Annotated in this window: 20 protein-coding genes; 11 read left to right on the plus strand and 9 right to left on the minus strand. The window is 70.6% G+C overall.

What is annotated here, in order from left to right:
* Positions 1-38 precede the first annotated feature (38 nt).
* The 5 genes from dnaK (at position 39) to ACIA5D_RS24995 (ending at position 5,538) form a co-directional block, all read left to right on the plus strand.
* Complete coding sequence (gene dnaK, locus ACIA5D_RS24975) at positions 39-1,928, plus strand: molecular chaperone DnaK (protein ID WP_396032560.1); 1,890 nt, start codon at positions 39-41, stop codon at positions 1,926-1,928.
* Positions 1,925-2,569 (plus strand): nucleotide exchange factor GrpE, encoded by a 645-nt coding sequence (gene grpE / locus ACIA5D_RS24980; RefSeq protein ID WP_396032561.1) that lies wholly within the window; start codon positions 1,925-1,927, stop codon positions 2,567-2,569. Before dnaK ends, grpE begins: the two co-directional genes overlap by 4 nt.
* Before the next feature lie 67 nt (positions 2,570-2,636).
* Complete coding sequence (gene dnaJ, locus ACIA5D_RS24985) at positions 2,637-3,833, plus strand: molecular chaperone DnaJ (RefSeq protein WP_396032562.1); 1,197 nt, start codon at positions 2,637-2,639, stop codon at positions 3,831-3,833.
* Between the two features lie 21 nt (positions 3,834-3,854).
* Positions 3,855-4,289 (plus strand): heat shock protein transcriptional repressor HspR, encoded by a 435-nt coding sequence (locus ACIA5D_RS24990; protein WP_396032563.1) that lies wholly within the window; start codon positions 3,855-3,857, stop codon positions 4,287-4,289.
* A 163-nt stretch (positions 4,290-4,452) separates the two neighbouring features.
* A complete protein-coding gene (locus ACIA5D_RS24995) occupies positions 4,453-5,538 on the plus strand; it encodes an FAD-dependent oxidoreductase (RefSeq protein ID WP_396032564.1) in 1,086 nt (361 codons plus the stop codon).
* Here ACIA5D_RS24995 and ACIA5D_RS25000 read toward each other — a convergent pair whose 3' ends face one another.
* From ACIA5D_RS25000 to ACIA5D_RS25015, 4 genes are all read right to left on the minus strand, one after another.
* Positions 5,539-6,009 carry a hypothetical protein gene (locus tag ACIA5D_RS25000; protein ID WP_396032565.1) on the minus strand — a complete coding sequence of 157 codons (471 nt, stop codon included), beginning with the start codon at positions 6,007-6,009 and terminating at the stop codon, positions 5,539-5,541. It lies immediately after the preceding gene.
* 140 nt (positions 6,010-6,149) lie between these two features.
* Positions 6,150-7,358: a cation:proton antiporter gene (locus ACIA5D_RS25005; RefSeq protein ID WP_396032566.1), complete on the minus strand. Its 1,209-nt coding sequence runs from the start codon at positions 7,356-7,358 to the stop codon at positions 6,150-6,152.
* Positions 7,359-7,369: 11 nt separating this feature from the next.
* The gene (locus tag ACIA5D_RS25010; RefSeq protein WP_396032567.1) at positions 7,370-7,867 is read right to left on the minus strand and encodes a cation:proton antiporter regulatory subunit; all 498 of its coding nucleotides are present in this window, start codon (positions 7,865-7,867) and stop codon (positions 7,370-7,372) included.
* A gap of 70 nt (positions 7,868-7,937) precedes the next feature.
* A complete protein-coding gene (locus ACIA5D_RS25015) occupies positions 7,938-9,155 on the minus strand; it encodes a sugar efflux transporter (protein WP_396032568.1) in 1,218 nt (405 codons plus the stop codon).
* A 148-nt stretch (positions 9,156-9,303) separates the two neighbouring features.
* Here ACIA5D_RS25015 and clpB point away from each other — a divergent pair, with 148 nt between their 5' ends.
* Positions 9,304-11,892: an ATP-dependent chaperone ClpB gene (gene clpB, locus ACIA5D_RS25020; RefSeq protein WP_396032569.1), complete on the plus strand. Its 2,589-nt coding sequence runs from the start codon at positions 9,304-9,306 to the stop codon at positions 11,890-11,892.
* 41 nt (positions 11,893-11,933) lie between these two features.
* On the opposite strand, the gene ACIA5D_RS25025 is transcribed toward clpB, so the two are convergent.
* On the minus strand, positions 11,934-12,107 hold the full coding sequence (locus ACIA5D_RS25025) for a hypothetical protein (protein WP_396032570.1): 174 nt from the start codon (positions 12,105-12,107) through the stop codon (positions 11,934-11,936).
* 425 nt (positions 12,108-12,532) lie between these two features.
* Between ACIA5D_RS25025 and ACIA5D_RS25030 the strand changes: the two genes are divergently transcribed.
* The 5 genes from ACIA5D_RS25030 to ACIA5D_RS25050 all read left to right on the plus strand — a co-directional run bounded on the left by ACIA5D_RS25030 (position 12,533) and on the right by ACIA5D_RS25050 (position 17,641).
* On the plus strand, positions 12,533-13,348 hold the full coding sequence (locus ACIA5D_RS25030; protein WP_396032571.1) for a hypothetical protein: 816 nt from the start codon (positions 12,533-12,535) through the stop codon (positions 13,346-13,348).
* Positions 13,349-13,479: 131 nt separating this feature from the next.
* Positions 13,480-15,663: a hypothetical protein gene (locus ACIA5D_RS25035; RefSeq protein WP_396032572.1), complete on the plus strand. Its 2,184-nt coding sequence runs from the start codon at positions 13,480-13,482 to the stop codon at positions 15,661-15,663.
* A 381-nt stretch (positions 15,664-16,044) separates the two neighbouring features.
* Positions 16,045-16,362: a hypothetical protein gene (locus ACIA5D_RS25040; protein WP_396032573.1), complete on the plus strand. Its 318-nt coding sequence runs from the start codon at positions 16,045-16,047 to the stop codon at positions 16,360-16,362.
* A 121-nt stretch (positions 16,363-16,483) separates the two neighbouring features.
* Positions 16,484-16,861, plus strand: coding sequence for a helix-turn-helix transcriptional regulator (locus ACIA5D_RS25045; RefSeq protein ID WP_014440216.1), 378 nt, complete (start codon positions 16,484-16,486; stop codon positions 16,859-16,861).
* A gap of 105 nt (positions 16,862-16,966) precedes the next feature.
* Entirely contained in the window at positions 16,967-17,641 is a 675-nt protein-coding gene (locus tag ACIA5D_RS25050) for a class II aldolase/adducin family protein (protein WP_396032574.1), read from the plus strand.
* Between the two features lie 56 nt (positions 17,642-17,697).
* Here ACIA5D_RS25050 and ACIA5D_RS25055 read toward each other — a convergent pair whose 3' ends face one another.
* The 4 genes from ACIA5D_RS25055 to ACIA5D_RS25070 form a co-directional block, all read right to left on the minus strand.
* On the minus strand, positions 17,698-18,519 hold the full coding sequence (locus tag ACIA5D_RS25055) for a DedA family protein (protein WP_396032575.1): 822 nt from the start codon (positions 18,517-18,519) through the stop codon (positions 17,698-17,700).
* A gap of 61 nt (positions 18,520-18,580) precedes the next feature.
* The gene (locus tag ACIA5D_RS25060; protein WP_396032576.1) at positions 18,581-21,112 is read right to left on the minus strand and encodes a polynucleotide kinase-phosphatase; all 2,532 of its coding nucleotides are present in this window, start codon (positions 21,110-21,112) and stop codon (positions 18,581-18,583) included.
* Positions 21,109-22,464, minus strand: a complete 1,356-nt coding sequence (locus tag ACIA5D_RS25065) for a 3' terminal RNA ribose 2'-O-methyltransferase Hen1 (RefSeq protein ID WP_396032577.1) — start codon at positions 22,462-22,464, stop codon at positions 21,109-21,111. Before ACIA5D_RS25065 ends, ACIA5D_RS25060 begins: the two co-directional genes overlap by 4 nt.
* Positions 22,465-22,509: 45 nt before the next feature.
* Entirely contained in the window at positions 22,510-22,689 is a 180-nt protein-coding gene (locus ACIA5D_RS25070) for a hypothetical protein (RefSeq protein WP_396032578.1), read from the minus strand.
* Positions 22,690-22,741: the final 52 nt, after the last annotated feature.

Consider the following 22,741-nt stretch of genomic DNA (forward strand, 5'->3'; position numbering starts at 1 on the left):
TTGTACCGAACCGAGCTCAGTAAGAAGCGAGGAACACCATGGCACGTGCGGTCGGCATCGACCTCGGCACCACGAACTCCTGCGTCAGCGTTCTGGAAGGAGGCGAGCCCACCGTCATCGCCAATGCGGAGGGCTCCCGGACGACCCCGTCCATCGTCGCCTTCGCCCGCAACGGCGAGGTGCTCGTGGGCGAGGTCGCGAAGCGCCAGGCGGTGACCAACCCCGACCGGACCATTCGCTCGGTCAAGCGGGAGGTCGGCACGAACTGGTCGATCGACATCGACGGCAAGAAATACACGCCGCAGGAGATCTCGGCGCGGGTACTGATGAAGCTCAAGCGCGATTCCGAGGCGTACCTCGGTGAGACGATCACCGACGCGGTCATCACCGTCCCGGCGTACTTCAACGACGCGCAGCGCCAGGCCACCAAGGAGGCCGGCGAGATCGCGGGACTGAACGTTCTGCGCATCGTCAACGAGCCCACCGCCGCGGCCCTCGCCTACGGCCTGGACAAGGGCTCCAAGGAGCAGACCGTCCTGGTCTTCGACCTCGGCGGCGGCACCTTCGACGTCTCGCTGCTCGAGCTCGGCGACGGCGTTATCGAGGTCAAGTCGACCTCCGGCGACAACCACCTGGGCGGCGACGACTGGGACCAGCGGATCATCGACCACCTGGTCAAGACCTTCCGCGGCGAGCACGGCATCGACCTGGGCGCCGACAAGATGGCCCTGCAGCGTCTGCGTGAGGCCGCCGAGAAGGCGAAGATCGAGCTGTCCGCCGCGACGACGACCAGCATCAACCTGCCGTACATCACGGCCGGCCCCGACGGCCCGCTGCACCTGGACATGTCGCTGTCCCGGGCCGAGTTCCAGCGCATGACGCAGGACCTGCTCGACCGCTGCAAGGGCCCGTTCGAGTCCGCGATCAAGGACGCCGACGTCAAGCTCTCCGCCGTCGACCACGTCATCCTGGTCGGCGGCTCGACCCGTATGCCGGCGGTTGCCGACCTGGTCAAGAGCATGACCGGCAAGGAGCCCAACAAGGGCGTCAACCCGGACGAGGTCGTCGCCGTGGGCGCAGCGCTGCAGGCCGGCGTGCTCAAGGGCGAGGTCAAGGACGTTCTGCTCCTCGACGTCACCCCGCTGTCCCTGGGCATCGAGACCAAGGGCGGCATCATGCACAAGCTCGTCGAGCGCAACACGACGATCCCGGCGCACCGCTCCGAGGTCTACACCACCGCCGACGACAACCAGCCCTCCGTGCTCATCCAGGTCTTCCAGGGCGAGCGCGAGATGGCGGCGTACAACAAGAAGCTCGGCACCTTCGAGCTCAGCGGCATCGCGCCGGCCCCGCGCGGCGTCCCGCAGATCGAGGTCTCCTTCGACATCGACGCGAACGGCATCGTGCACGTGTCCGCCAAGGACCTGGGCACGGGCAAGGAGCAGAAGATGACGATCACCGGCGGCTCCGCGCTGCCGAAGGACGACATCGAGCGCATGATGCGCGACGCTCAGGACCACGCGGACGAGGACAAGAAGCGCCGCGAGGACGCGGAGACCCGCAACCTGGCCGAGCAGCTGCAGTGGCAGACCGAGAAGTTCTTGGCCGAAAGCGGCGACAAGCTGCCGGAAGAGAGCAAGAGCAAGATCAACGAGGCGCTCGGCGAGCTGCGCGGCGCGCTCGGCGGCTCCGATATCGAGAAGATCAAGTCGGCGCACGAGCGGCTCTCGCAGGTTTCCCAGGAGGCCGGTTCGCTGCTCTACTCGCAGGGTGACGGCACGCAGGCCGCCGCCGGCGGCGCGGACGGCACCCAGGCGCCCGATGGCGCGACCGGTGGTCCCGGCGCGGCGGGCGCGACCGGCGCCGGCCCGGCCGGGGGCGGCGACGACGTGGTCGACGCCGAGATCGTGGAGGACGACAAGAAGTGACTGCCGCGGACGACGAGAACGACGGTCAGGCGACCGAGCGGGTCGTCATCCGGGACCGCCGCAAGATAGACCCGAAGGCCGAGTCGAAGGCGAAGGGCACCGCCGAGGTCCAGGACAAGACCTCCGGCGGCGCCCACCGCGCCGCCGACCCGGAGGAGGGCGCTGCTGCCACCACCGTCGAGGAGGAGGCCAAGACGCCCGCCCTGGGTGTGGAGCTGGAGGCGCTGCGCGGCGAGCTCGACGAGCGGACCCACGACCTGCAGCGGATCACCGCCGAGTACGCCAACTACCGCAAGCGGGTCGACCGGGACCGGGCGGCCGCCGCCGAGCTCACCACGGGAGCGGTGCTCACCGCGCTGCTGCCGGTGCTCGACGACATCGACCGGGCCCGGGAGCACGGTGACCTGGTCGGACCGTTCGCCTCGGTGGCGGAATCGCTCACCGCGGTGACCGGCAAGCTCGGGCTCACCGCGTTCGGCGAGAAGGGCGACCCCTTCGACCCGAACCGGCACGAGGCGGTCGCGCACCAGACCTCCGCCGATGTCACGGAGCCGACCTGCATCGAGGTCATGCGCCGGGGCTACACCCTGGGCGAGCGGCTGCTGCGGCCCGCCCTGGTCGCGGTCGCCGACCCCGAGTGATCTCACAGGCTCGTCCCGCCCACCGCGACGCGGTGGGCGGGACTACCGCTAGGAGGAGGTGGACGAGATGAGCTCGAAGGACTGGCTCGAGAAGGACTTCTACGCCGTGCTCGGCGTGAACAAGTCCGCCTCAACCGACGAGATCAAGAAGGCATATCGCAAGCTCGCCCGCGACCTGCACCCCGACCGGAACCCGGACAACCGGGAGGCCGAGGAGAAGTTCAAGGCCGCGTCCGAGGCCTACGACGTCCTCTCCGACGACAAGAAGCGCAAAGAGTACGACGAAATGCGCTCGCTGTTCGGCTCCGGCGCTTTCCGCCGGGGCGCGCGCTCCGGCTCACCGGGCGGGCAGTTCGACCCGTCCGACCTGTTCGGCGGCTTCTCCAACGCCGGCGCCCAGGGCGGCGCGGGCGACCGCCGGTTCGGCGGCGCCGGCTTCTCCGACATCTTCAGCTCGATCTTCTCGGGCGGCGGTCCGGGCGGCGGGGCCGCCCGGCGTGGCCCGCGCCGCGGGCGCGATGTCGAGACCGAGGTGACCCTCGACTTCACCCAGGCGGTACGCGGCACGACGTTGCCGCTGACGCTGCGCTCGGCCGGCGAGTGCGACACCTGCCACGGCAACGGCGCCAAGCCCGGCACCACGCCGCGCGCCTGCCCGCAGTGCCACGGCAGCGGCCTGATCTCGCGGAACCAAGGGTCGTTCAGCTTCTCCGAGCCGTGCCGCGAGTGCCAGGGCGCGGGCACGATCGTCGACGAGAAGTGCCCCGAGTGCCGCGGCACCGGCGGGGTGACCAAGAGCCGCACGATCAACGTCCGCTTCCCGTCCGGCGTCGCCGACGGTCAGCGGATCCGGCTCAGCGGCCGGGGCGAGCCCGGCGATCGCGGCGGCCCGTCCGGCGACCTGTACGTGCAGGTGGCCGTCCGTCCCGACGACCTGTTCGGCCGCAGCGGCGACGACCTCACGCTGACCCTGCCGATCAGCATCGCCGAGGCGGTGCTCGGCGCCGACCTGCGGGTGCCCACACTGGACGGCCCGGTCACCATGCGGGTCCCGCCCGGCACGCCGAGCGGGCGCAAGCTGCGGGCCCGGGGCAAGGGCGTGGCCCGCAAGAACGGACCACCCGGCGACCTGATCGTCACGGTCGATGTGCAGGTGCCGGATGGCGTCACGGGGGAAGCACGGGACGCGCTGGAGCGTTTCGCGAAACTGACCCCGCCGGTCGGGCGGGAACGGCTCGAGGCGCGCGTGCGCCGGGGCAGTTAGGACGTTCTCGGGAGGTGGCACATGTATGAAGAGGTTGAGATCTCGGTCGAGCAGGCCTCCGACGCGAAGGTCCTGATCATCTCCGTGGCCGCGCGGCTGGCCGGCATGCACCCGCAGACCCTCCGCCAGTACGACCGGCTCGGGCTGGTGCAGCCCGGCCGGGCGGGCGGTGGCGGCCGCCGCTACAGCGAGCGGGACGTCGCGCTGCTGCGCGAGGTGCAGCGGCTGAGCCAGGACGACGGCGTCAACCTGGCCGGCATCAAGCGCATCATCGGCCTCGAGCAGCTGGTCGGCGACCTGCAGCAGCGCCTGCACGAGCTGGAGGCGCAGCTCGACGAGGCGTACGCCCGGATCGCCCAGATGGAGAGCCCGTACTCGGGCCGCGACCTGGTGCGCCAGGAGCGCCCGTCCACGGCGTTGGTCGTCTGGCGCCCGCGCCGAGTCTCCGACAAATAGTTTCTGGCGGCCCTCGCCTCCCGGAGAGGGCCGCTCTCTTTGTGGCGTGACGAACATGTTCGTAGCGAACGTGTTCGTGTAGCGTGAAGGCCGGGCAAAGCGCCTGCGGACGGGTCTCCGGCGGTGATGGGCTGGTCGGGGGCCGGAGGAGAGGAGCACGAGGATGATCACGATTGTCGGAGCCGGGCTGGGCGGGCTGACCCTGGCGCGGGTGCTGGGGGTGCACGGGATCGAGTCCGTCGTCTACGACCTGGATGCGTCGCCGCACGCGCGGCACCAGGGCGGGATGCTCGACATGCACGAGGAGTCGGGCCAGATGGCGCTGCGGGCGGCCGGCGTCTTCGACGAGTTCGCGCGGCACGTGCTGGAGGGCGGGGACGCCACCCGGGTGCTCGACAAGCACGCGGCGGTGCTGTTCGACGAGGAGGGGAACGGGGAGCGGCCCGAGATCGAGCGCGGGGCGCTACGGGATCTGCTGCTCTACTCGCTGCCCGAGGGGACCGTGCGGTGGAACTCGCGGGTCGTGGGGGTGCGGCCGGTCGACGGCGGGCACGAGCTGACCTTCGCGGACGGGCGCACGGAAGTGACCGAGCTGCTCGTGGGAGCGGACGGCGCCTGGTCGCGGATCCGGTCGCTGCTCTCGCCGGACCAGCCGGTGTACTCGGGGCTCTCGTTCGTGGAGCTCCGGATCCCGGCCGAGCCCCGGGTCGCGGCCGTGGTCGGGGCGGGGTCGTTGTTCGCGCTGGACGACGAGCGAGGGATCCTCGCCCACAAGGAGCCAGGCGACGAGATCTGCGCGTACGTGGCGGTGAAGAAGCCGTCCGACTGGGCGACCGGGGAGATCAGCCGGGAGGTGCTGGTCGCGCACTTCGCGGACTGGCACCCGGACCTGCGCGAGATCATCGCGGCGGGCGAGGGCACGCTGACGCCGCGGCCGATCTACGCCCTGCCGGTGGGGCATCGGTGGGGGCGGACGGCCGGCGTCACGCTGATCGGGGACGCGGCCCACCTGATGTCGCCCTTCGCCGGAGAGGGCGCGAATCTCGCCATGCAGGACGGCGCCGAGCTGGCGCACGCGATCATCGCGCACCCCACGGACGTGGAGGCGGCGCTGGGCGCCTACGAGGCGGCGATGTTCCCGCGGGCGCGGCAGGCCGCCGAGGAGTCGATGGCGAACCTGGTCAGCCTCTTCGAGCCGCATGGCGCCCGCCGCCTTGCCGACATGTTCCTGTCGTTTGCCGCGGGCTGATCAGCGCCCTAACGTGCCGCCGCCCGTTGTGCGGCCGAACATGCCGAGGCGTCGGGGGTGGCGGACCAGGCCGCCCTCGATCCATTCGGAGTAGTCGAAGGCCTCGGGCCGGCTCATCAGGACGCGGCAGTTGTGGGCCCAGATGGACATGGGCTCGTCGCCGACCTCCTCGGCACGCTCGACATACTTCTTGAGGCGGCGTTTGCGCTGGTTGGTGGCATTTTGCCGGACGCCGTCGGCGGCGTAGATGTACATGCAGTGCTGGGCGAAGCGGCGCGCGGGGCACTGGCGGTCCATCGCCAGCTCGAAGAGCGTGGGCGCCAAGACGTCACCGGCGATCAGAAGATCCCAGTCGGGGGGCATGGCGTCGAGCGGTACAGACTCAGGCTGATATGCCCAGGCCTGCAACTCTTCCGGTCGCGGATCGACCGGGTTCGCGAACCCGTAGAAAGCCGACTCACGCACTGTCACGCCGCCGCCCCGCCGTAAAGTCCGATTAACACAACTTGTCGAGCCCGAACGCTAGCGCGCCCAAAGTTCCTACGGAAGTGCTAGTGGGTCACAATCGGATACTGGTCAGTAGCATTATGCAGCCTTGACTGTAACCATCGTCACTCACCTGCGGGAAGAGGATTCGCGGGCCTCCGGCGTACGGCCATGCGGCGTCTCACAAAGTTCTTGAACCACTGGTAATCGGGCAGGCGCGCCAGCAGCGGGCCGGAGATCACCGTGATCAGTACGTAGGCGGTCGCCAGCGGGGCCAGGCGCGGCTCGACGCCGGAGGCCACGGCCAGACCGGCGATGACCACCGAGAACTCGCCCCGCGGCACGAGCGCGAGTCCGGCGCGCAACTGGCCGGGTAGGGCGATGCCGGCCCGCTTCGCGGCGAGATAGCCGGTCAGCACCTTGGTCGCCATGGTGAGCGCGGCGAGCCCGAGCGCCGGGAGCAGCACCGGCGGCATGTCGGCCGGGTCGGTGGAGAGGCCGAAGAACACGAAGAAGACCGCGGCGAACAGGTCGCGCAGCGGCGACAGCATCTCGGTGGCGTGGTGTGCGACCGGGCCGGAGAGGGCGATGCCCACCAGGAACGCTCCCACCGCGGCCGAGACCTTGAGCTCGGCGGCCACCCCGGCCACGAACAGCGTCAGGCCGAGCACGCTGAGCAGCAGCGCCTCGGGATCCGACACCGACATGAACTTGCTGATCGTGCTGCCGTAGCGGATCGCCACGACCAGGACGGCGATCACCGTGACCACCGCGACGGCGAGCGCCTTGGCGCCGCCGGCCAGGCCCACGCCGGCCAGCACGGCGGTGACCAGCGGCAGGTAGAAGGCCATCGCGAGGTCCTCGATGACCAGCACGCTCAGGATGACCGGGGTCTCGCGGTTACCGAGGCGGCCCAGGTCACCGAGGACCTTGGCGATCACGCCGGACGAGGAGACCCAGGTGATGCCGGCCAGCACGAGGGCGGCCTGCCAGCCCCAGCCGAGCAGGAACGCGAAGCCGGCGCCGGGCAGGGCGTTCAGCACGCCGTCGATCACCCCGGCCGGGGCGGCGGCGCGCAGGTTGCCGACGAGCTCGGTGGCGGAGTACTCCAGGCCCAGCATGACCAGCAGCAGGATGACGCCGATCTCGGCGCCGACCCGGATGAATTCCTCGCTGGCCGAGAGCGGGACGATCCCGCCGTGGCCGAAGGCGAGACCGGCCAGCAGGTAGAGCGGGATCGGGGAGAGGCCGACCCGGCGGCCCAGGCGGCCGAGCATGCCCAGCGCGAAGAGCAGCGCGCCGACCTCGATCAGGAGGATCGTCGTACTGTGCACGGTTCGGGGGCCTAGTCGTCGCGTTCGCCGGCGAGGATGGCGGTGACGCCGTCCAGGCCTTCGCGGGTGCCGACCGCGACCACGACGTCGTTCGCCTCGAAGACGAAGGACGGGCCGGGCGAGGCGATCACCTCGCGGTCGCGCAGCACGGCCACGATGGACGCGCTGGTGCGGGTGCGGGCCTTCGTGTCGCCCAGCTGACGGCCCACGAACGGCGAGCCGGCCGGCAGCGCGATCTGCTCGGTGAGCAGGCCGGCCGCCTGCTGGCGCAGACCGGCGAGCTGGCCGAGCATCAGGGACGCGCCGAGCACATCGGCGAGCGCCTCGGCCTCGCCGTCGGTCAGCGGGATCGACGCGAGGCAGGAGTCGGGGTCGTCCACGTCGTACAGGACCAGGTCGCGGCGGCCGTTGCGGTGCGAGACCACCCCGACCGTACGGCCGCTCGAGGTGACCAGGTCATGCCGGACGCCTATCCCCGGCAGCGGAGTCTGTTCCACCCGTACGCGCACGCGTGCAACGGTACTGGATGTTCCGCGAGGCACCTTTCCACTATGGGCTCTCTGGGCGACTTATGCGGCTTTATGCCGCGGAAATCGCGGGCTCCCTTTGGATGATCCGCTTCCGTGGCACGGTGCGTACCCGGCCGCTGGCGACCAGCAGGAGCAGGCCCACCACGCAGAGGCCCAGGTTGAAGGCGTACGCGAGGCGGAAGTCGAAGTGTTGCGCCAGGCCGAACAGCGGCGCCGCCACGATTTGGCCGATCGGGAACGTGTTGGTGACCATGGTGGTGGCGCGTCCGGGGTGCGCGGGCATCATGTCCTGGACGTACGAGATGCTCAGCGCGCCCACCGTCGAGATGACCATGGCCTGGAGGACCTGGGCAGCGGCCAGCGTCCAGACGTGCGTGGCCGTGGCGGCGACTGTTTGGTAGGCGACCGCGCAGACCACGCCCACGAAGATCAGCCGGCGGGCCGGGATGCGGATGGTCAGCGCCCCGAGGACCAGCATCATCGGGATCTCCAGCGCCGCGCAGATGCCCAGGATCAGGCCGGCCTGGCTGATCGTGCCGCCCAGGTCGTTCTGCACGAACAGGGGCATCGCCTGGACGTTGAGCGTGGACGCGGTGGTGACCACGGTGAAGCTCGCGATGATCAGGAAGAGCGCGAGGGGGTTGCCGTCCCGGCCGCTGCCGGTGACCTCGGCCGCGCCGGTGACCTGAGCCTGCGCCTTCGGGAGCATCGTGAAGATCAGCAGGGCGCCGAGCAGATAGAGGGCGGCGGCGAGGCCGTACGTCCAGCCGAAGCCGTGTGCGGCCAGGATGAGCGCGGCCAGCGGCGGGCCGCCCACCCAGGCCGCCGAGAAGAGGGTGCGGAGCGCGCTGATCCCGAAGGCGGCTCGGGCCGGATCCTTCTGCTGGAGCATCTGCCGGGCGTACGCGAAGCTCTGCGGAAACAGCGACCCGGCGATCGCCGTGAGCGTCACGGTGACCGCGAGCACCGCCCAGTAGTCCCGCAGGACGGCCGTGAGGCCGGTGCCCAGGGCGCCGGCGAGCGCCGCGATGATCAGCAACTGGCGCCGGATCGGCCGGCGGTCGGAGATGCGGCCGATCAGCCACGACACGGCCACGCCGGAGATCGGCGCGACGATCAGGAAGGCCGTGGTGCGGATCGGGCCGGCGTGGACGCCTTCGGCGAGGAAGAGCGCGAGATAGGGACCGACGAACGAGGTCGCGAGGCCGACCACGACGAAAACCAGGGAGAGCGGGAGAATACGGCGAGTCAGGGGTGGTGCGGCCATGATTCGTTACGTTACGGCGGGATGGGTGCTCTCCCGGAAGGGTTGGTGTCCACCGTCACGGCCGTTCGGGCAGTGACGTTGTCGAGGTGGTCCTAGGCTCTTAGAGTTGAGTGGCACCCGCTCAAGTTCTTCCGATCAGGTGGAGTCGATGAACGCCGAACGTTTGACCACCAAGAGCCGCGACGTCATCACCGGCGCCGTCGCCGACGCGGGCCGCCGCGGGCACGCGACGGTCGAGCCGTGGCACATGCTGCTCTCCCTTCTCGACACCGGCGGTTCCACCGCGCCCGCGCTGCTGCGCGCCGTCGGTGCCAACCCGGCCGACGTGCGCCGCGCCGCGGTGCGGTCCATCGAGCAGATTCCCTCGGCCCGCGGCGCCAGCACCGCCGAGCCTTCGCTGTCCCGTGAGTTCGTGAATGCGATCGGCGAGGCCGAGCTGATCGCCCAGCCCCTCGGCGACGAGTACGTGTCGACCGAGCACCTGCTGGCCGGCCTCGCCCGGGTCGGCGGCGCGGTCGGCCGGGCACTCAAGGGCGCCGGCGCCACCGAGGAATCGCTGGTCGCGGCGTTTCCGCAGGTGCGCGGCGGCGAGCGGAGGGTGACCACCCCCGACGGCGAGCAGACGTACCAGGCACTGGAGAAGTACAGCGTCGACCTGACGGCTCTCGCCCGCGACGGCAAGATCGACCCGGTGATCGGCCGGGACGCCGAGATCCGCCGCGTCGTGCAGGTCCTGTCGCGTCGTACCAAGAACAACCCGGTGCTGATCGGCGAGCCCGGCGTCGGCAAGACCGCGATCGTCGAGGGCCTGGCCCAGCGGATCGTGGCCGGCGACGTGCCCGAGACCCTGCGCGACAAGAAGCTGGTGTCCCTCGACCTCGGCGCGATGGTGGCCGGGGCGCAGTACCGCGGCCAGTTCGAGGAGCGGCTCAAGAGCGTCCTCGACGAGATCCGCGGCTCCAACGGGCAGGTCGTCACGTTCCTCGACGAGCTGCACACGGTCGTCGGCGCCGGCAAGGGCGAGGGCTCGATGGACGCCGGCAACATGCTCAAGCCGATGCTGGCCCGCGGCGAGCTGCGCATGGTCGGCGCCACCACCCTCGACGAGTATCGCGAGCACATCGAGAAGGACCCGGCCCTCGAGCGGCGCTTCCAGCCGGTCGTGGTCGGCGAGCCCACGGTGGAAGACACGATCGGCATCCTGCGCGGGCTCAAGGGCCGCTACGAGGCGCACCACCGGGTGCAGATCACCGACGCGGCGCTGGTCGCCGCGGCCTCGCTGTCCGACCGGTACATCAGCGACCGGTTCCTGCCCGACAAGGCGATCGACCTGATCGACGAGGCCGCCTCCCGGCTCCGTATGGAGATCGACTCCCGGCCGGTCGAGCTCGACCAGCTGCAGCGGCAGGTCGACCGGATGCGGGTCGAGAAGCTCGCGCTGGAGAAGGAGACCGACCCGGCCTCCCGCGACCGTCTGGCCCGGCTCGAGCGCGACCTCGCCGATCGGGAAGAGGAGCTGACCGCGCTCAACGCCCGGTGGGAACGCGAGCGCGGCGGCCTCAACCGGGTCGGTGAGCTCAAGAAGCGGCTCGACGGGGCCCGTGCCGAGCTCGAGCGTGCCCAGCGTGACGCGGAATGGGAAAAGGCGTCCCGTCTGCAGTACCAGGAGATTCCGGCGCTCGAGCACGAGATCGCCAGCGCCTCCGCCGACGACGAGGAAGAGAAGACCGAGCCACCGATGGTCAAGGAGGAGGTCGGCGCCGACGACATCGCCGAGGTGATCTCCTCGTGGACCGGCATCCCGGCCGGCCGGATGATGGAGGGCGAGACCGCCAAGCTGCTGCGGATGGAGGACGTCCTGCAGTCCAAGGTCATCGGGCAGCAGGAGGCGGTGGCCGCGGTGGCCGGCGCCGTCCGGCGGGCGCGGGCCGGAATCGCCGACCCCGACCGGCCCACCGGCAGCTTCCTCTTCCTCGGGCCCACCGGCGTCGGCAAGACCGAGCTGGCCAAGGCGCTCGCCGGGTTCCTCTTCGACGACGAGCGGGCCATGGTCCGCATCGACATGAGCGAGTACGGCGAGAAGCATTCCGTGGCCCGGCTCTTGGGCGCGCCTCCGGGGTACGTGGGGTACGAGGAGGGCGGGCAGCTCACCGAGGCGGTGCGCCGGCGGCCGTACAGCGTGGTGTTGCTCGACGAGGTGGAGAAGGCCCATCCCGACGTCTTCGATGTGCTGCTGCAGGTGCTCGACGACGGGCGGCTCACCGACGGGCAGGGCCGGACGGTCGACTTCCGCAACGCGATTCTCGTGCTGACGTCGAACCTGGGCTCGCAGGCGAGCGACTTCACGATGACCGACGAAGAGCGGCGGGACGAAGTGCTCGCGGTGGTGCGGGCGCACTTCAAGCCCGAGTTCCTCAACCGGCTCGACGACATCGTGGTGTTCCACGCGCTCACCAAAGAAGATCTGTCGGCGATCGTGGACATCCAGGTCGGGCGGTTGCGCGCCCGGCTGGCGGATCGCCGGCTGCGGCTCGAGGTCACGCCGGCGGCGATCGAGTGGCTGGGGGAGCACGGGTACGACCCGATCTACGGCGCCCGGCCGCTGCGGCGGCTCGTGCAGTCGGCCATCGGGGACTCGCTGGCAAAGGCGCTGCTCGCGGGGTCGATCCGGGACGGCGACACCGTGATCGTGGATCTGGGGGGCGTGAAGGAAGGGCTCACGGTTTCCCGAGGCTGAAACGAGACGGCCCCGGGGATTCCCCGGGGCCGCCTCACTGCCTACTGCTTCTGGTTGCCGCGATAGGCCTCGGTCATGAGTACGTCGGTGACGACGTGCTCGCCGTCGGCCGACCAGATCCGTATGCCGTCGCGGTGCAGCCGGTAGCGGACGTTCTTGAACCTGGTGCGGGTGTCGTCATGGTGCACGACGGTCAGCGTGTCTGCGTGTGGCATGGGACTCACCGGTCCTTGTCAGGTCTGGGGCGGCCGCGGCGTGGTCACACGGCTCGCGTAATGGGTCGGGTGCCCGAATGCGGTCTGCCTCGGCCCCGGCGTCTGGTTGGCGGGGCGGGCGACTCGCTGTCACTTGGGCAGGGGGCGCCGCCGGAGGTCTCCGCTGCTCGGCCGGCGCCACGAGGGGAAGTGTAGGGGTTCTCGATCGCGCGCGTCTGCCCTCTTGCGGGCGACCAATATTGGGATTTTTCGGTCTTCTTCGCCAGATGTTGCCATAGCGGGATGATGAGTGCGGGACGGTCGCGAATGTGGCCCCGCACCGATACCGTGAGTGGATCAAGTGAGGGGGAAATGTGACCGTCCCGAGTTATTCGTCTCCCGGATATCCGGCGCCTGCCCCACGTACGAGACCGACCGTCGTGACGGTGGCGTCCTACCTGCTGTTCCTCGTGGCCGTCCTCGAGGTGATCAACGCCATCCTCGTCTTCGCCACGCTCAACACGATCACCGACACCCTCAAGGACGTGTACGCCGACACGTCGCTCGGCGCCGATGGCGCCGGCAACTTCGTCGGGGTGGTCTACGGGATCGGCGCGGGATTCAATCTGCTGCTCGCCGCCGGCTTCGCTGTGCTCGGCATCTTCAACGGCCGCGGCAAGAACCCGTCCCGCATCATCACCTGGGTGGTCGGCGGCATCGCGCTCTGCTGCGTCGGCGCCGGCCTGGGCGGCAACGCCCTCACCGGCTCGCTGGAGGACAGCAGCACGTCCGGCGCCCCGACCCAGTCGGAGATCCAGGCCCGCCTCAACGACGCGCTGCCGTCCTGGTACCAGCCGGTGACCATGACCGTCACGGTGATCATCCTGATCGCGATCCTGGCGACGATCATCCTGCTGGCGCTGCCGGCCTCCAACGAGTTCTTCCGGAAGCGGCCGGTTGCTCAGGGGTGGGAGCAGGCGGTGCCGTATCCGACCTATCCGCCGCCCGGGCAGCCCGGGTATCCGGCGCAGCCGTACGGCCAGCCGGGGCAGCCCGCACCCGGCCTGCCTCCCTACGCCGGGCAGCAGCCGCCGCCTCCCTCGGGTCTGCCGTCGTACCCGGGGCAGCAGGCCCCGCCCCCGCCTGGGTCCACTCCGCCTGGGTCCGCTCCGCCTCCGTCCGCCACGCCGCCGGGCAGTGACCCGTACGCGCCGCCGCCGTCGGATCAGCAACCGCCCAGGCCGCCGACCGACCCGGCCTGACGTTTGCGGCCCGACGCCTCGCCCCTTTTCGCAGGGGCGGGGCGTCGCGGTGTCTTGGAGGACGGGTTCCCCCGCGATCACGGCGCGGCTTGGGTAGGTTCGGCGCAACGGATCACCTTTGGGGGTCGTCAATGTCGTACCCAACTCAGCCGCCGACGGGCATCGTGCCGGCCTCGCCCTCGGGGCGGCCGCCGGTGGTGTCGGCCGCTGCCGTCCTGCTCTGGTCGATGGCGGCGGTGGGGCTGTTCTACGCGGTCGCGACGATCGCCGTGGTGCCGGGAACGATCAGCCGCTTCCGGGACGCCATCGGCGGGACGGTGGAGGAGCTCCAGCAGTTCAACGGGGGCACCGACCCGGACACCTACGTCGGCGTCGTCTGGCTCGGCGCCGCGATCGGCCTGGTCCTCGCGGTGATCGTCTTCGCGCTCTACGTGGTGCTCGGCATCGCGCTGCGCCGAGGCAGCAACGCGGCCCGGATCGCCACCCTGGTCCTGTGCGGCATCGGGGCAGTCGCGGGCGCCGGCGCGCTGATCTCGGTGGCCGTCGAGCGCGCCGGGGACGCCGCGCCCTGGTCGCTGGGGGAGCAGCTCACCCGGGCCTATCCGAGCGGATGGCTGGGCGTCAACGTCACGGTCGCCGCGGCACAGATCATCGCGTACGTCCTGGTGGCCGTGCTCGTCCTGGCCGCGCCCAAGGTCTTCTTCCGGGGCGCGACTGAGGCGGCGCCCACGTCTGCGCCGGTGGCTTACCCGCAGTACGGGACGTCCTATCCCGGCGGCCCTGGCTATGGCGCCGTCCCCGGGTACGGCGCCGCGAATCCGGGCTACGGCGTGTTCGACCCGGCGTCCGCGCCGCCCGCTCAGGGCGTCTACGACCCGTCCGCGCCGTCTGGCTATGGGCCCGCCTCCGCGCCGTTCACCTACGGGCCGGCCTCCGCGCCGCCTGCTTACAGGCCGTCTGGCTATGGGTCGGCCTCCGCGCCGCCTGCTTACGGGCCGGCCTCCGCGCCGTCCGCCTACGGCCCGGCCTCCGCGCCGCCTGCCTATGGCCCGGCCTCGGCGCTTCCCGGCGCGGGCGCGCCGGGTACGGTCACTCCGGGACCGGGCGGGCCGGGTGCGGTCACTCCGGGACCGGGGGCTCCGGGTGCGGCAGTTCCGGGGCCGCAGCCCCCGCAGGGGCCGTGGGTCACGCCGCCGGGCGCTTACGGGCCTCCTGGCGGATTTGGCCCGCCCGCGCCGGGTGGATATGGCCCGCCTTCCGGCTACACGGTCCTGCCGCCGGGGGCTGCTTACCCGGCCGTGCCCGGCTCTGGCTATCCGCCTGTCCCCGGCTATCCGCCTGTCCCCGGCTATCCGTCCGGCCCTGGCTATCCGGCCGCTCCGGGTTACCCGGCTGCGCCGGCTGGTGGTCCCGGTTATCCGGCTGCGCCGGCTGGTGGCTCCGGTTATCCGGCTGCGCCGGCTGGTGGCCCCGGTTACCCGGCCGCGCCGGCTGGTGGCCCTGGCTATCCGGCTGCGCCGGCTGGTGGCCCCGGTTACCCGGCCGCGCCGGCTGGTGGCCCCGGTTACCCGGTTGTGCCTCCCGGCCACGACCCGGGTTCTGTGTGGGAGCGGCCGGCGGTGGAACCGCAGCCCGGCTCCGCCCCGAGCACCGAGTCGGCTCCCTCTTCGGCGGACACTGCGCCGGCGCCCACCCCTGCGGCCGTCGAGGCGAAAGCCGGCTCGCCAACCGGATCGACGGACGAGCAGCAATCCACGACGACCGGCGATGGCCCTGCTGTCCAGCAGCCGTCCGCGGCGACCAGAAACACCCTTCCGGCCGACGGCCGGACAGGCGCGGTTGAGGGTCACGCAGGCGTGGCTGAGGGCCAGGCAGGCGCGGTCGGGGGCCAGGCAGGCGTGGCTGAGGGCCAGGCCAGCCCCGCCGGGAGCCAGATGGCCGCCGTCGTCGCCGACCAGCAGCGCACCCGCGCCGGTGACCTTCCGCCCGGCGCGGTCGTGAGCGGGACCGGCGCGGTCGAGGGCGGGGCCGGCGCGGTCGAGGGCCGGACTGGCGCGGTCGAGGGCGGGGCCAGAGCGGTCGAGGGCCGCGCTGGAGCGGCCGACGGGGCTGAAACGGCGTCCGGCGCGGCGGGAAATGTGACGCAGGCCTCTTCCCGTGAGAGGGAGGATTCGCCGTTCGCGCGGCCCGCTGGAGTCGGGACCGATCAGTCGTTCGCCCGCGAGGGTGAGACCGAAGGTGGCGACAAGGCCTCGCCCGAGTCGGCGGCGAAGGCCGCGGAGGGGGACAAGTTCTGGGCTCGGCCCACGGACTAACTGGTCACGGGCTGTCTCGTATCGACCGCCGTGGGTCACCCGAACGGGTAGCTTTGTCCCCTGGCGACGTACCCCTATCGGCTGTCCGGGTAGACCTGGGCCATCCGGTCGGAGGGTGTTTTTCGCTGAATGGGTAAACGACCGATCGCACGATTCACAGCACCTTCTCAGCGCCACGACCGGGTGATCTGTGGGGTCGACCGCATGTGACGCGGGACATAGGAGCTTTGAGCTGCATCGATGGCTGGCGGAACGGGCGAAAGGGACCGACGTAATAGTTAAGTTTATTTTCAGATTCACCCAATGCTGTGCGTCAATAGTCGCCTTCCGCCCCGGCGGGGCGAAAGGTGCCTGTTTCGTTCCAGCCAGTACGCTCGATGGATGGAAGCACGCCACGACCTGCGTAAATTCATCACTGAATTAGCCGTCGCGGAGCGTGGTCCCGTGCTTTCATCGGGTCGTGAACATCTTGTGCCGGGCCGCCCCGGCCGAGTGATCGCGCAGTGTGGCGAGATGACGACGGCGAGGTTGGTGCGTGCCTCTCTGAATACGGATCAGCGACCCGAAACGGATCGACGAATTGACAATGTGGGGCTCCTCACCCTGGGGGCGGGGATCGAGAGCCCGACACGCACGGGCAGCGACCAGACGGCGGCTGAGGCGTTGCAGGAGGCAGAGACCGAAGTCGGTGCCACCTAAGGTCGATCGGGAGGCCCTCCCGCGATCGACCAACAAGGTGATCGATATCGGCCTTACGGCCTGAAAGTTAGCCGGTTCGTTCCTGCGCACATGCAGGAGAATCGATGCAGTTGGTGGAAGGATGGAGATCGTGGGAACTGCGTTGGCGGAAATGACAATGCCTCAGATCTCGCCGCTTGCCGGCGAGCCTATTGAACGTGCCGACGCTGAGCGGCTGGCGGGTGTGTTGAAGGCCCTTGCCGACCCTGCTCGGCTTCGGCTGCTGAGCCTCATCCAGTCCGCAACGGACGGCGAGGCGTGCGTCTGCGACCTGACGGCCCCCTTGGGCCTCTCGCAGCCGACCGTGAGCCACCACCTGCGGATCCTGACGGAGGCCGGCCTCCTCGAGCGCGAGAAGCGAGGCGTGTGGGCGTATTACCGGCTCGTGCCGACCGCCATCGCAACCATCGCCGACCTGTTGACCCCGCCTCGTAAGCGGGCCACCAAGAAGGCGCGCTGACCGCTCGCTCCAGCGGAAAAGCCTGGCGTCACCGGCTATGAGGGCGTGGCGCCAGGCATAAGTCCTCCGCCCCTCCAGTCCACCCCCGGACCCGAGGAGTTACGGATGAACTACGTTCCGGGTGATCTGCGCGACCAGCTCGCGCACGTGGGCTACGACGTGGTCCAGGCCGGCCTGGTCGTGGGTTCCGGCGGCAACCTGTCCGCCCGGATCCTGGACGAGGACGCGATCTGGGTGACCGCGGCCGGCTCGTGGCTCGATCGGCTCAGCCGGGGCACGTTCGCCTCGGTGCGCGTCGCCGACGGGGAGCCCGCCTCGGTGGGCGCCATGCCCCCGTCGCGACTCGAGCCGACGAGCGAGATCGCTCTGCACCTGGCGTTGTACCGGGCACGCCCCGACGTCAACGCTGTCATCCATCTGCACCCGCAAACGGCTCTGCTGCTCGACGCGCTCGGCGAGCACATCCGGATCGTCACCACCGACCACGCCTACTTCCTGCGGCGGGTCTCCACGGTGCCGTTCCGGCTGCCGGGTGGTCCCGAGATCGCGGCGCTCACCGCGGCCATGGCCGCCGACGGCACCGACTGTCTCGTGTTGAGCCACCACGGCTGCGTCGTCATGGGCGATTCGGTCGAGCTGGCGCACAAGCGCGCCCGCAACCTCGAAGAGGCCGCTCAGCTGACCTACCGCGCCCTCGCCGCGGGCCGCCTGGAAAACCTGCGTGACTGCCCCGACGAGTTTCTCGACCGCCTGTCCGGCTCGGCCGCGGTGACGGTTTAGAACGAAACACGCCGGCGGGACCAGCCCGCCGGCGTGTGGAGGAAACCCCGAGACGTCTAGTGCCTGCGGTGCGAGCGTGGCGGGGTACGCGGGTTGTCGTCATCGTCGTCGTCGTGGATCGACTCGACGATGCCGGCGATGCTCGCGGCCGCGACCACCCCGATCGCCGCCGACGGCTCGGGCCCATCGGTCGGCGGGGCGTTCTTCTTGTGCTTCCGCTCGCGGAGGATCTCGATGGCGATCGGCAGCAGCGAGATCGCCACGATCAGCACGACCACCGGCAGGATGTAGTGGTCGATCTTGTCGCCGACGGCGTCGTAGATCTGCTGGGCCAGCAGGTGGCCGATGATCAGGATGCCGTCCGTCCAGAGAACCGCGCCCACCACGTTCCACACGAAGAACTGGCGGGCCGGCATGCCGAGGGTGCCGGCCACCGGGTTGAGGAACGTGCGGACGATCGGGATGAAGCGCGCGAGCACCACGGCCTTGGCCGGGCCGAACTTCTCGAAGTAGTACTCCGCCTTCTCGACGTACTCCTTCTTGAAGAGCTTGGAGTCGGGCTTGTCGAACATCCGGCGGCCGTAGCGCGCGCCGAGCCAGTGGCCCAGCTGCGCGCCAGCGATGGCGGCGATCGGCGCGCCGATCAGCAGGCCGACGAACGAGATGCGCGTGTTCTCCCCGAAGATCGAGTCGGCGACCGGGGAGGACGCCACGCCGGCCAGGAACAGCAGCGAGTCGCCGGGGAAGAAGAAGCCGACCAGCAGGCCGGTCTCGGCGAACATGATCGCGATAACGCCAATGAGACCGAACGTGTGAATCAGTTCGGTCGGGTCCGTTGGGTTGAAGGCGAGCTGCTCGGTCAGCGCACGGATGTCCACGAGGAGCCAGGGTACCGGCCGTTGGGTAGCCGGTACCTGTACAGCTGCTGTGGAAAAAGTTTCAGAGACGCGGGTCGACCGGCTCCGATTCCGCGGCGAGGATCGCGAACACCAACTCGTGCACCCGCCACAGCGGCGCTCCCGCGGCCAGCCGGTCGAGCGCCGCGAGCCCCAGCCCGTGCTCGCGCAGCGCGAGGTTGCGCTTGCGGCCCAGGTTGCGCTGCCGCAGCCCGGCGAGCTGTTCGGGGCGGGTGTACTCCGGACCGTAGATGATCCGCAGGTACTCCCGGCCGCGGCATTTCACGCCCGGCTGCGCCAGCCGCCCCTTGTCGTCGGTGACGGCGAGCCCCGCGTACGGCTTGACCACCATTCCCTCGCCGCCCGCCGCGGTCAGCGCGAGCCACCAGTCGATCGCGTCCGCCTCGGCCGCGGGGTCGCGCAGGTCGACGACCATCCGCCGGGTGGGCGTGAAGAGCTCCGGGTCGGCCGCGACCAAGCGGTCCGCCTGCGCCAGGTGCCAGCCGTGGTCCTTCGACGCGTACGAGACACCGGCGCCGGCCAGCAGGGCGAACGGGGCCAGCGTGATGCCCGTGAGGCCGTCGGTCGGCTTCACGTAGGCCCGGTAGGCCGCGGAGTAGCCGTCGATCTCGGAGGAGCGCAGCTCGATCCGGTCCCGCAGCGCCGCTACGTCCAGGCCGCGGGCCGCGACCTGGTCGAGCACCGCGAGGGCGGCCGGCAGCGCGTGCCGACCGGCGGCGCCGACCCCGGCGTAGCGGTCCCGGATCAGCCCGCCCGCCTTCGCCGACCAGGGCAGCAGCTCGGCGTCGATGAGCAGCCAGTCGGTGCCGAGCTCGTCGAAGAGCGGCATGGCGGCCGCCCGCACCCGGTCGAGCAGCGGCCGGTCGAGCGAAGGGCCGAAGAACGGCCGTCCGGTGCGGGTCCAGATCGCGTCGGCTGAGCCGGCCCGCGGCAGAGAACCCTCGACAAAACCGTCGGAAGAACCCGTACGCGAAACGCGGACGACCGCCCGCGAGCCCATGTGCTTCTCCTCGCAGACGACCTTGTCGACGCCGGCCGCGCGCATGTCGGCCAGCGCGGTCGACGGGTGCTCGAGGTAGCCGTCCAGCGTCGACGTGGAGCAGGGCGCCATGGTCGGCGGCAGCCAGACCAGCGTGGCCGGGTCGAGGGCGAACCGGCTCATCACCTCCAGGGCCGCGGCCGCGTTCTCGGCGGCGACGGTCGTCCGGCCGTACGCGTAATCGATATGACGACGGCCCGTCACGTCCGCGATGTCCAAGCCCTCGTCCGGCCTTGCCGGAGCGGCCAGAGGCCGCACCGGCGCGTAGTACTCCCGGGCCGCCGGCACCGCGACCAGCTCTCGCGACGGCCAGCGCAGCGCGGTCAGCGAACCGCCGAAGACGCAGCCGGTGTCGAGGCAGATCGTGTTGTTGATCCACTCCGGCGAGACGGTCGGGGTGTGGCCGTAGACGACCGCGGCCGAGCCCCGGTAGTCGCGTGCCCAGGGGTAGCGGACCGGCAGGCCGTACTCGTCGGTCTCGCCCGTCGTCTCGCCGTAGAGCGCGAAGCTGCGCACCCGGCCGGACGCGCGGCCCTGGTAGGCCTCCTTGAGGCCGGCGTGCGCGACCACCAGCTTGCCGCCGTCGAGCACGTAGTGGCTGACCAGGCCCTCGATGAAGGTCTTGACCTCCCCGACGAACTCCTCGGTCTCGTGCGAAAGCTGCGCAAGCGTCTCGGGCAGGCCGTGGGTGAGCTGCACGTTGCGGCCGTTGAGCTTGCGAGCCAGCTTCTGCTCGTGGTTGCCGGGCACGCAGATCGCCGTGCCCGCGGCCACCATGCCCATGACCAGCCGGAGCACGCCCGGGGAGTCGGGCCCGCGGTCGACCAGGTCACCCACGAAGATCAAAGTCCGACCCTCCATGTGTACGGCGTTGACAGCGCGACCCTCGTCGTCGCGCACCACGTCGTACCCGAGCTTGGTGAGCAGCGCCAGCAGTTCGGGCAGGCAGCCGTGCACGTCGCCGACGATGTCGAACGGGCCGGTGAGCTCGCGCTTGTCGTTGAACAGCTTCTCGTAGCGGATCTCCGCGGACGCGATCTCGTCGGCGCCGCGCAGCACGTGCACCTTGCGGAAGCCTTCACGGGTGAGCGAGCCGAGCGAGCGCCGCAGGTCGCGATGCATGCGGGTGAGAACCTGCCTACCGAACGTTCGGTCAGGGCGGCCCTGGGTGCGCTCCCAGGCCAGCGCCTCGGGCACGTCGAGCACGATGGCGACCGGCAGCACGTCGTGCTCCCGGGCCACCTTGACCAGGCCGGCCCGGGCGTGCGGCTGCAGGTTGGTGGCGTCGACGACCGTGAGGCGGCCGGCGGCGAGGCGCTTGCCGGCCACGTAGTGCAGCACGTCGAAGGCGTCGGCCGAGGCGCTCTGCTCGTTCTCGTCGTCGGCGACCAGACCGCGGAAGTAGTCGGAGGACAGCACCTGGGTGGGCTTGAAATGGGCCTTCGCGAAGGTCGACTTGCCGGATCCGGAGATGCCGACCAGCGCGACGAGCGCGAGCTCGGGTACGTCGATCATGCTTCCCCCTCGAAGACTGCCAGCTGCGTCGGAGCGCCCGTGGTCTCGTGCTCCTCGCCGACCGGGCGGAAAGCGACGCGGTAGCCGTACGTGTCGGCGGTTTTGGAAGCCCAGGCCTGGAACTCGGCTCGCGTCCACTCGAAGCGGTGGTCGGAGTGGCGCATCCCGGTCAGGCCCTCGTAGTGGATGTTGTACTCGGCGTTCGGGGTGGTCACGACGACCGCGCGCGGCTTGGCGTGGCCGAAGACCGCCGCCTCCAGGGCCGGCAGCCGCGGCAGGTCGACGTGCTCGATGACCTCCATGAGCACGGCCGCGTCGTAGCCGCGCAGCCGATCGTCGCGGTAGGTGAGCGCCGACTGCCACAGCTTGATGCGGTCGCGCTGCCGCTCGGGCAGCTGGTCGAGCCGCAGCCGGCGGGCGGCCTGCTCGAGCGCCCGCGACGAGACGTCACAGCCGACGATCTCGGTGAAGCGACGGTCCTTGACCAGGGCCGTCAGCAGCGCGCCGCCGCCACAGCCCAGGTCGAGCACCCGGGCCGCCTCGACGTCGTGAAGAGCGGTGAGCACCGCGTCGCGACGCTGCTCGGCGAGCGGAGACCTGCGGGCGACCGGAAGCTGCGATTCCTCCTCGGTGGAAACCGGCTCGTCGATCTCCAGTCGCTTCAGGGCCGAGTCGGCCAGGGCGCGCTTGTGGGCCAGGTAACGGCGGGCGATCAGCACCTTGTCCGGGTGCGTCGCCAGCCAGCCCTCGCCCGAGCGCAGCAGCTTCTCGATCTCGTCGGGGGCTACCCAGTAGTGCTTGGCATCGTCGAGGACGGGCAGCAGCACGTACAGGTGATTGAGCGCGTCGGCGAGCCGCAGCGTGCCGGAAAGGCGCAGGTCGAGGTAGTGGCTGTCGCCGCCGATCTCCGGCTCCAGCGGGATCGGCTCGGCCGTCACCTCCCAGCCGAGCGGCGCGAACAGGCGGGTGGCCAGGTCGGCGGTGCCGCGCAGCACCGGCACGCGGATCTCCAGCGGAATCGGTTCCGCGGCCAGCTCGGGCCGGTCCTTCGAGGCGCCGCGCAGGGCGCTGCGGAAGACCTTGGCCAGTGCGGCGGCGAGCAGGCTGGAGGCCGCGTACGGGCGGTCGTTGACGTACTGGCCCAGGTCGAACGCATCCCGCTGAGCCCGCAACCGCTGCGGGTCGACGTCCAGCAGCAACGCCGCGGTGCACCTTTGATCGGTCGCCTCGGGATACATCACGTACGCCGTGCCGGTGGGCACGTCGAACGAATGCACCTTGCCGGGGTGTTTGACCAGCAGGTAGCCGAGGTCGGTGGCGGGCGCGCGGGTGGTCGTCACGGTGAGCAGCACGTCCCAATGATCAGACGCCTAAACCCGTTGCGGCCACCGATTTTGTCAGCGGTAATCGTCCTCCAGATCCACGACGCGGTGCTGCTCCTGCGCGTCCCACTCGGGTATCTCGTCGTCCAGGGTCGTGGTGGGCTCGCTGTCGTCCTCCTCGAGGCGCGCAGTGGTGGCCTGCTCGGCGGCGTCCGCCTCCGGCGTCTCCATGTCGATGTCGTCCGGGTACGTCATCTCGCGCTCCTCTCTGCGTTCCCCTCGCCGTTTCCCCTCCAGCATGCGCGCA

Source organism: Actinoplanes sp. NPDC051513 (assembly GCF_044454685.1).
Classification (GTDB): domain Bacteria; phylum Actinomycetota; class Actinomycetes; order Mycobacteriales; family Micromonosporaceae; genus Actinoplanes.

Excerpts from the sequence above, each read along its gene's own strand:
- ACIA5D_RS25040 (WP_396032573.1), top strand. The coding sequence starts at position 16,045 with ATGGAAGCACGCCACGACCTGCGTAAATTCATCACTGAATTAGCCGTC.
- ACIA5D_RS25050 (WP_396032574.1), top strand. The coding sequence starts at position 16,967 with ATGAACTACGTTCCGGGTGATCTGCGCGACCAGCTCGCGCACGTGGGC.
- ACIA5D_RS25035 (WP_396032572.1), top strand. The coding sequence starts at position 13,480 with ATGTCGTACCCAACTCAGCCGCCGACGGGCATCGTGCCGGCCTCGCCC.
- dnaJ (WP_396032562.1), top strand. The coding sequence starts at position 2,637 with ATGAGCTCGAAGGACTGGCTCGAGAAGGACTTCTACGCCGTGCTCGGC.
- ACIA5D_RS25070 (WP_396032578.1), bottom strand. The coding sequence starts at position 22,689 with ATGACGTACCCGGACGACATCGACATGGAGACGCCGGAGGCGGACGCC.
- ACIA5D_RS25015 (WP_396032568.1), bottom strand. The coding sequence starts at position 9,155 with ATGGCCGCACCACCCCTGACTCGCCGTATTCTCCCGCTCTCCCTGGTT.
- clpB (WP_396032569.1), top strand. The coding sequence starts at position 9,304 with ATGAACGCCGAACGTTTGACCACCAAGAGCCGCGACGTCATCACCGGC.
- dnaK (WP_396032560.1), top strand. The coding sequence starts at position 39 with ATGGCACGTGCGGTCGGCATCGACCTCGGCACCACGAACTCCTGCGTC.
- ACIA5D_RS25060 (WP_396032576.1), bottom strand. The coding sequence starts at position 21,112 with ATGATCGACGTACCCGAGCTCGCGCTCGTCGCGCTGGTCGGCATCTCC.
- ACIA5D_RS24990 (WP_396032563.1), top strand. The coding sequence starts at position 3,855 with ATGTATGAAGAGGTTGAGATCTCGGTCGAGCAGGCCTCCGACGCGAAG.
- ACIA5D_RS25025 (WP_396032570.1), bottom strand. The coding sequence starts at position 12,107 with ATGCCACACGCAGACACGCTGACCGTCGTGCACCATGACGACACCCGC.
- ACIA5D_RS24995 (WP_396032564.1), top strand. The coding sequence starts at position 4,453 with ATGATCACGATTGTCGGAGCCGGGCTGGGCGGGCTGACCCTGGCGCGG.
- ACIA5D_RS25045 (WP_014440216.1), top strand. The coding sequence starts at position 16,484 with ATGGAGATCGTGGGAACTGCGTTGGCGGAAATGACAATGCCTCAGATC.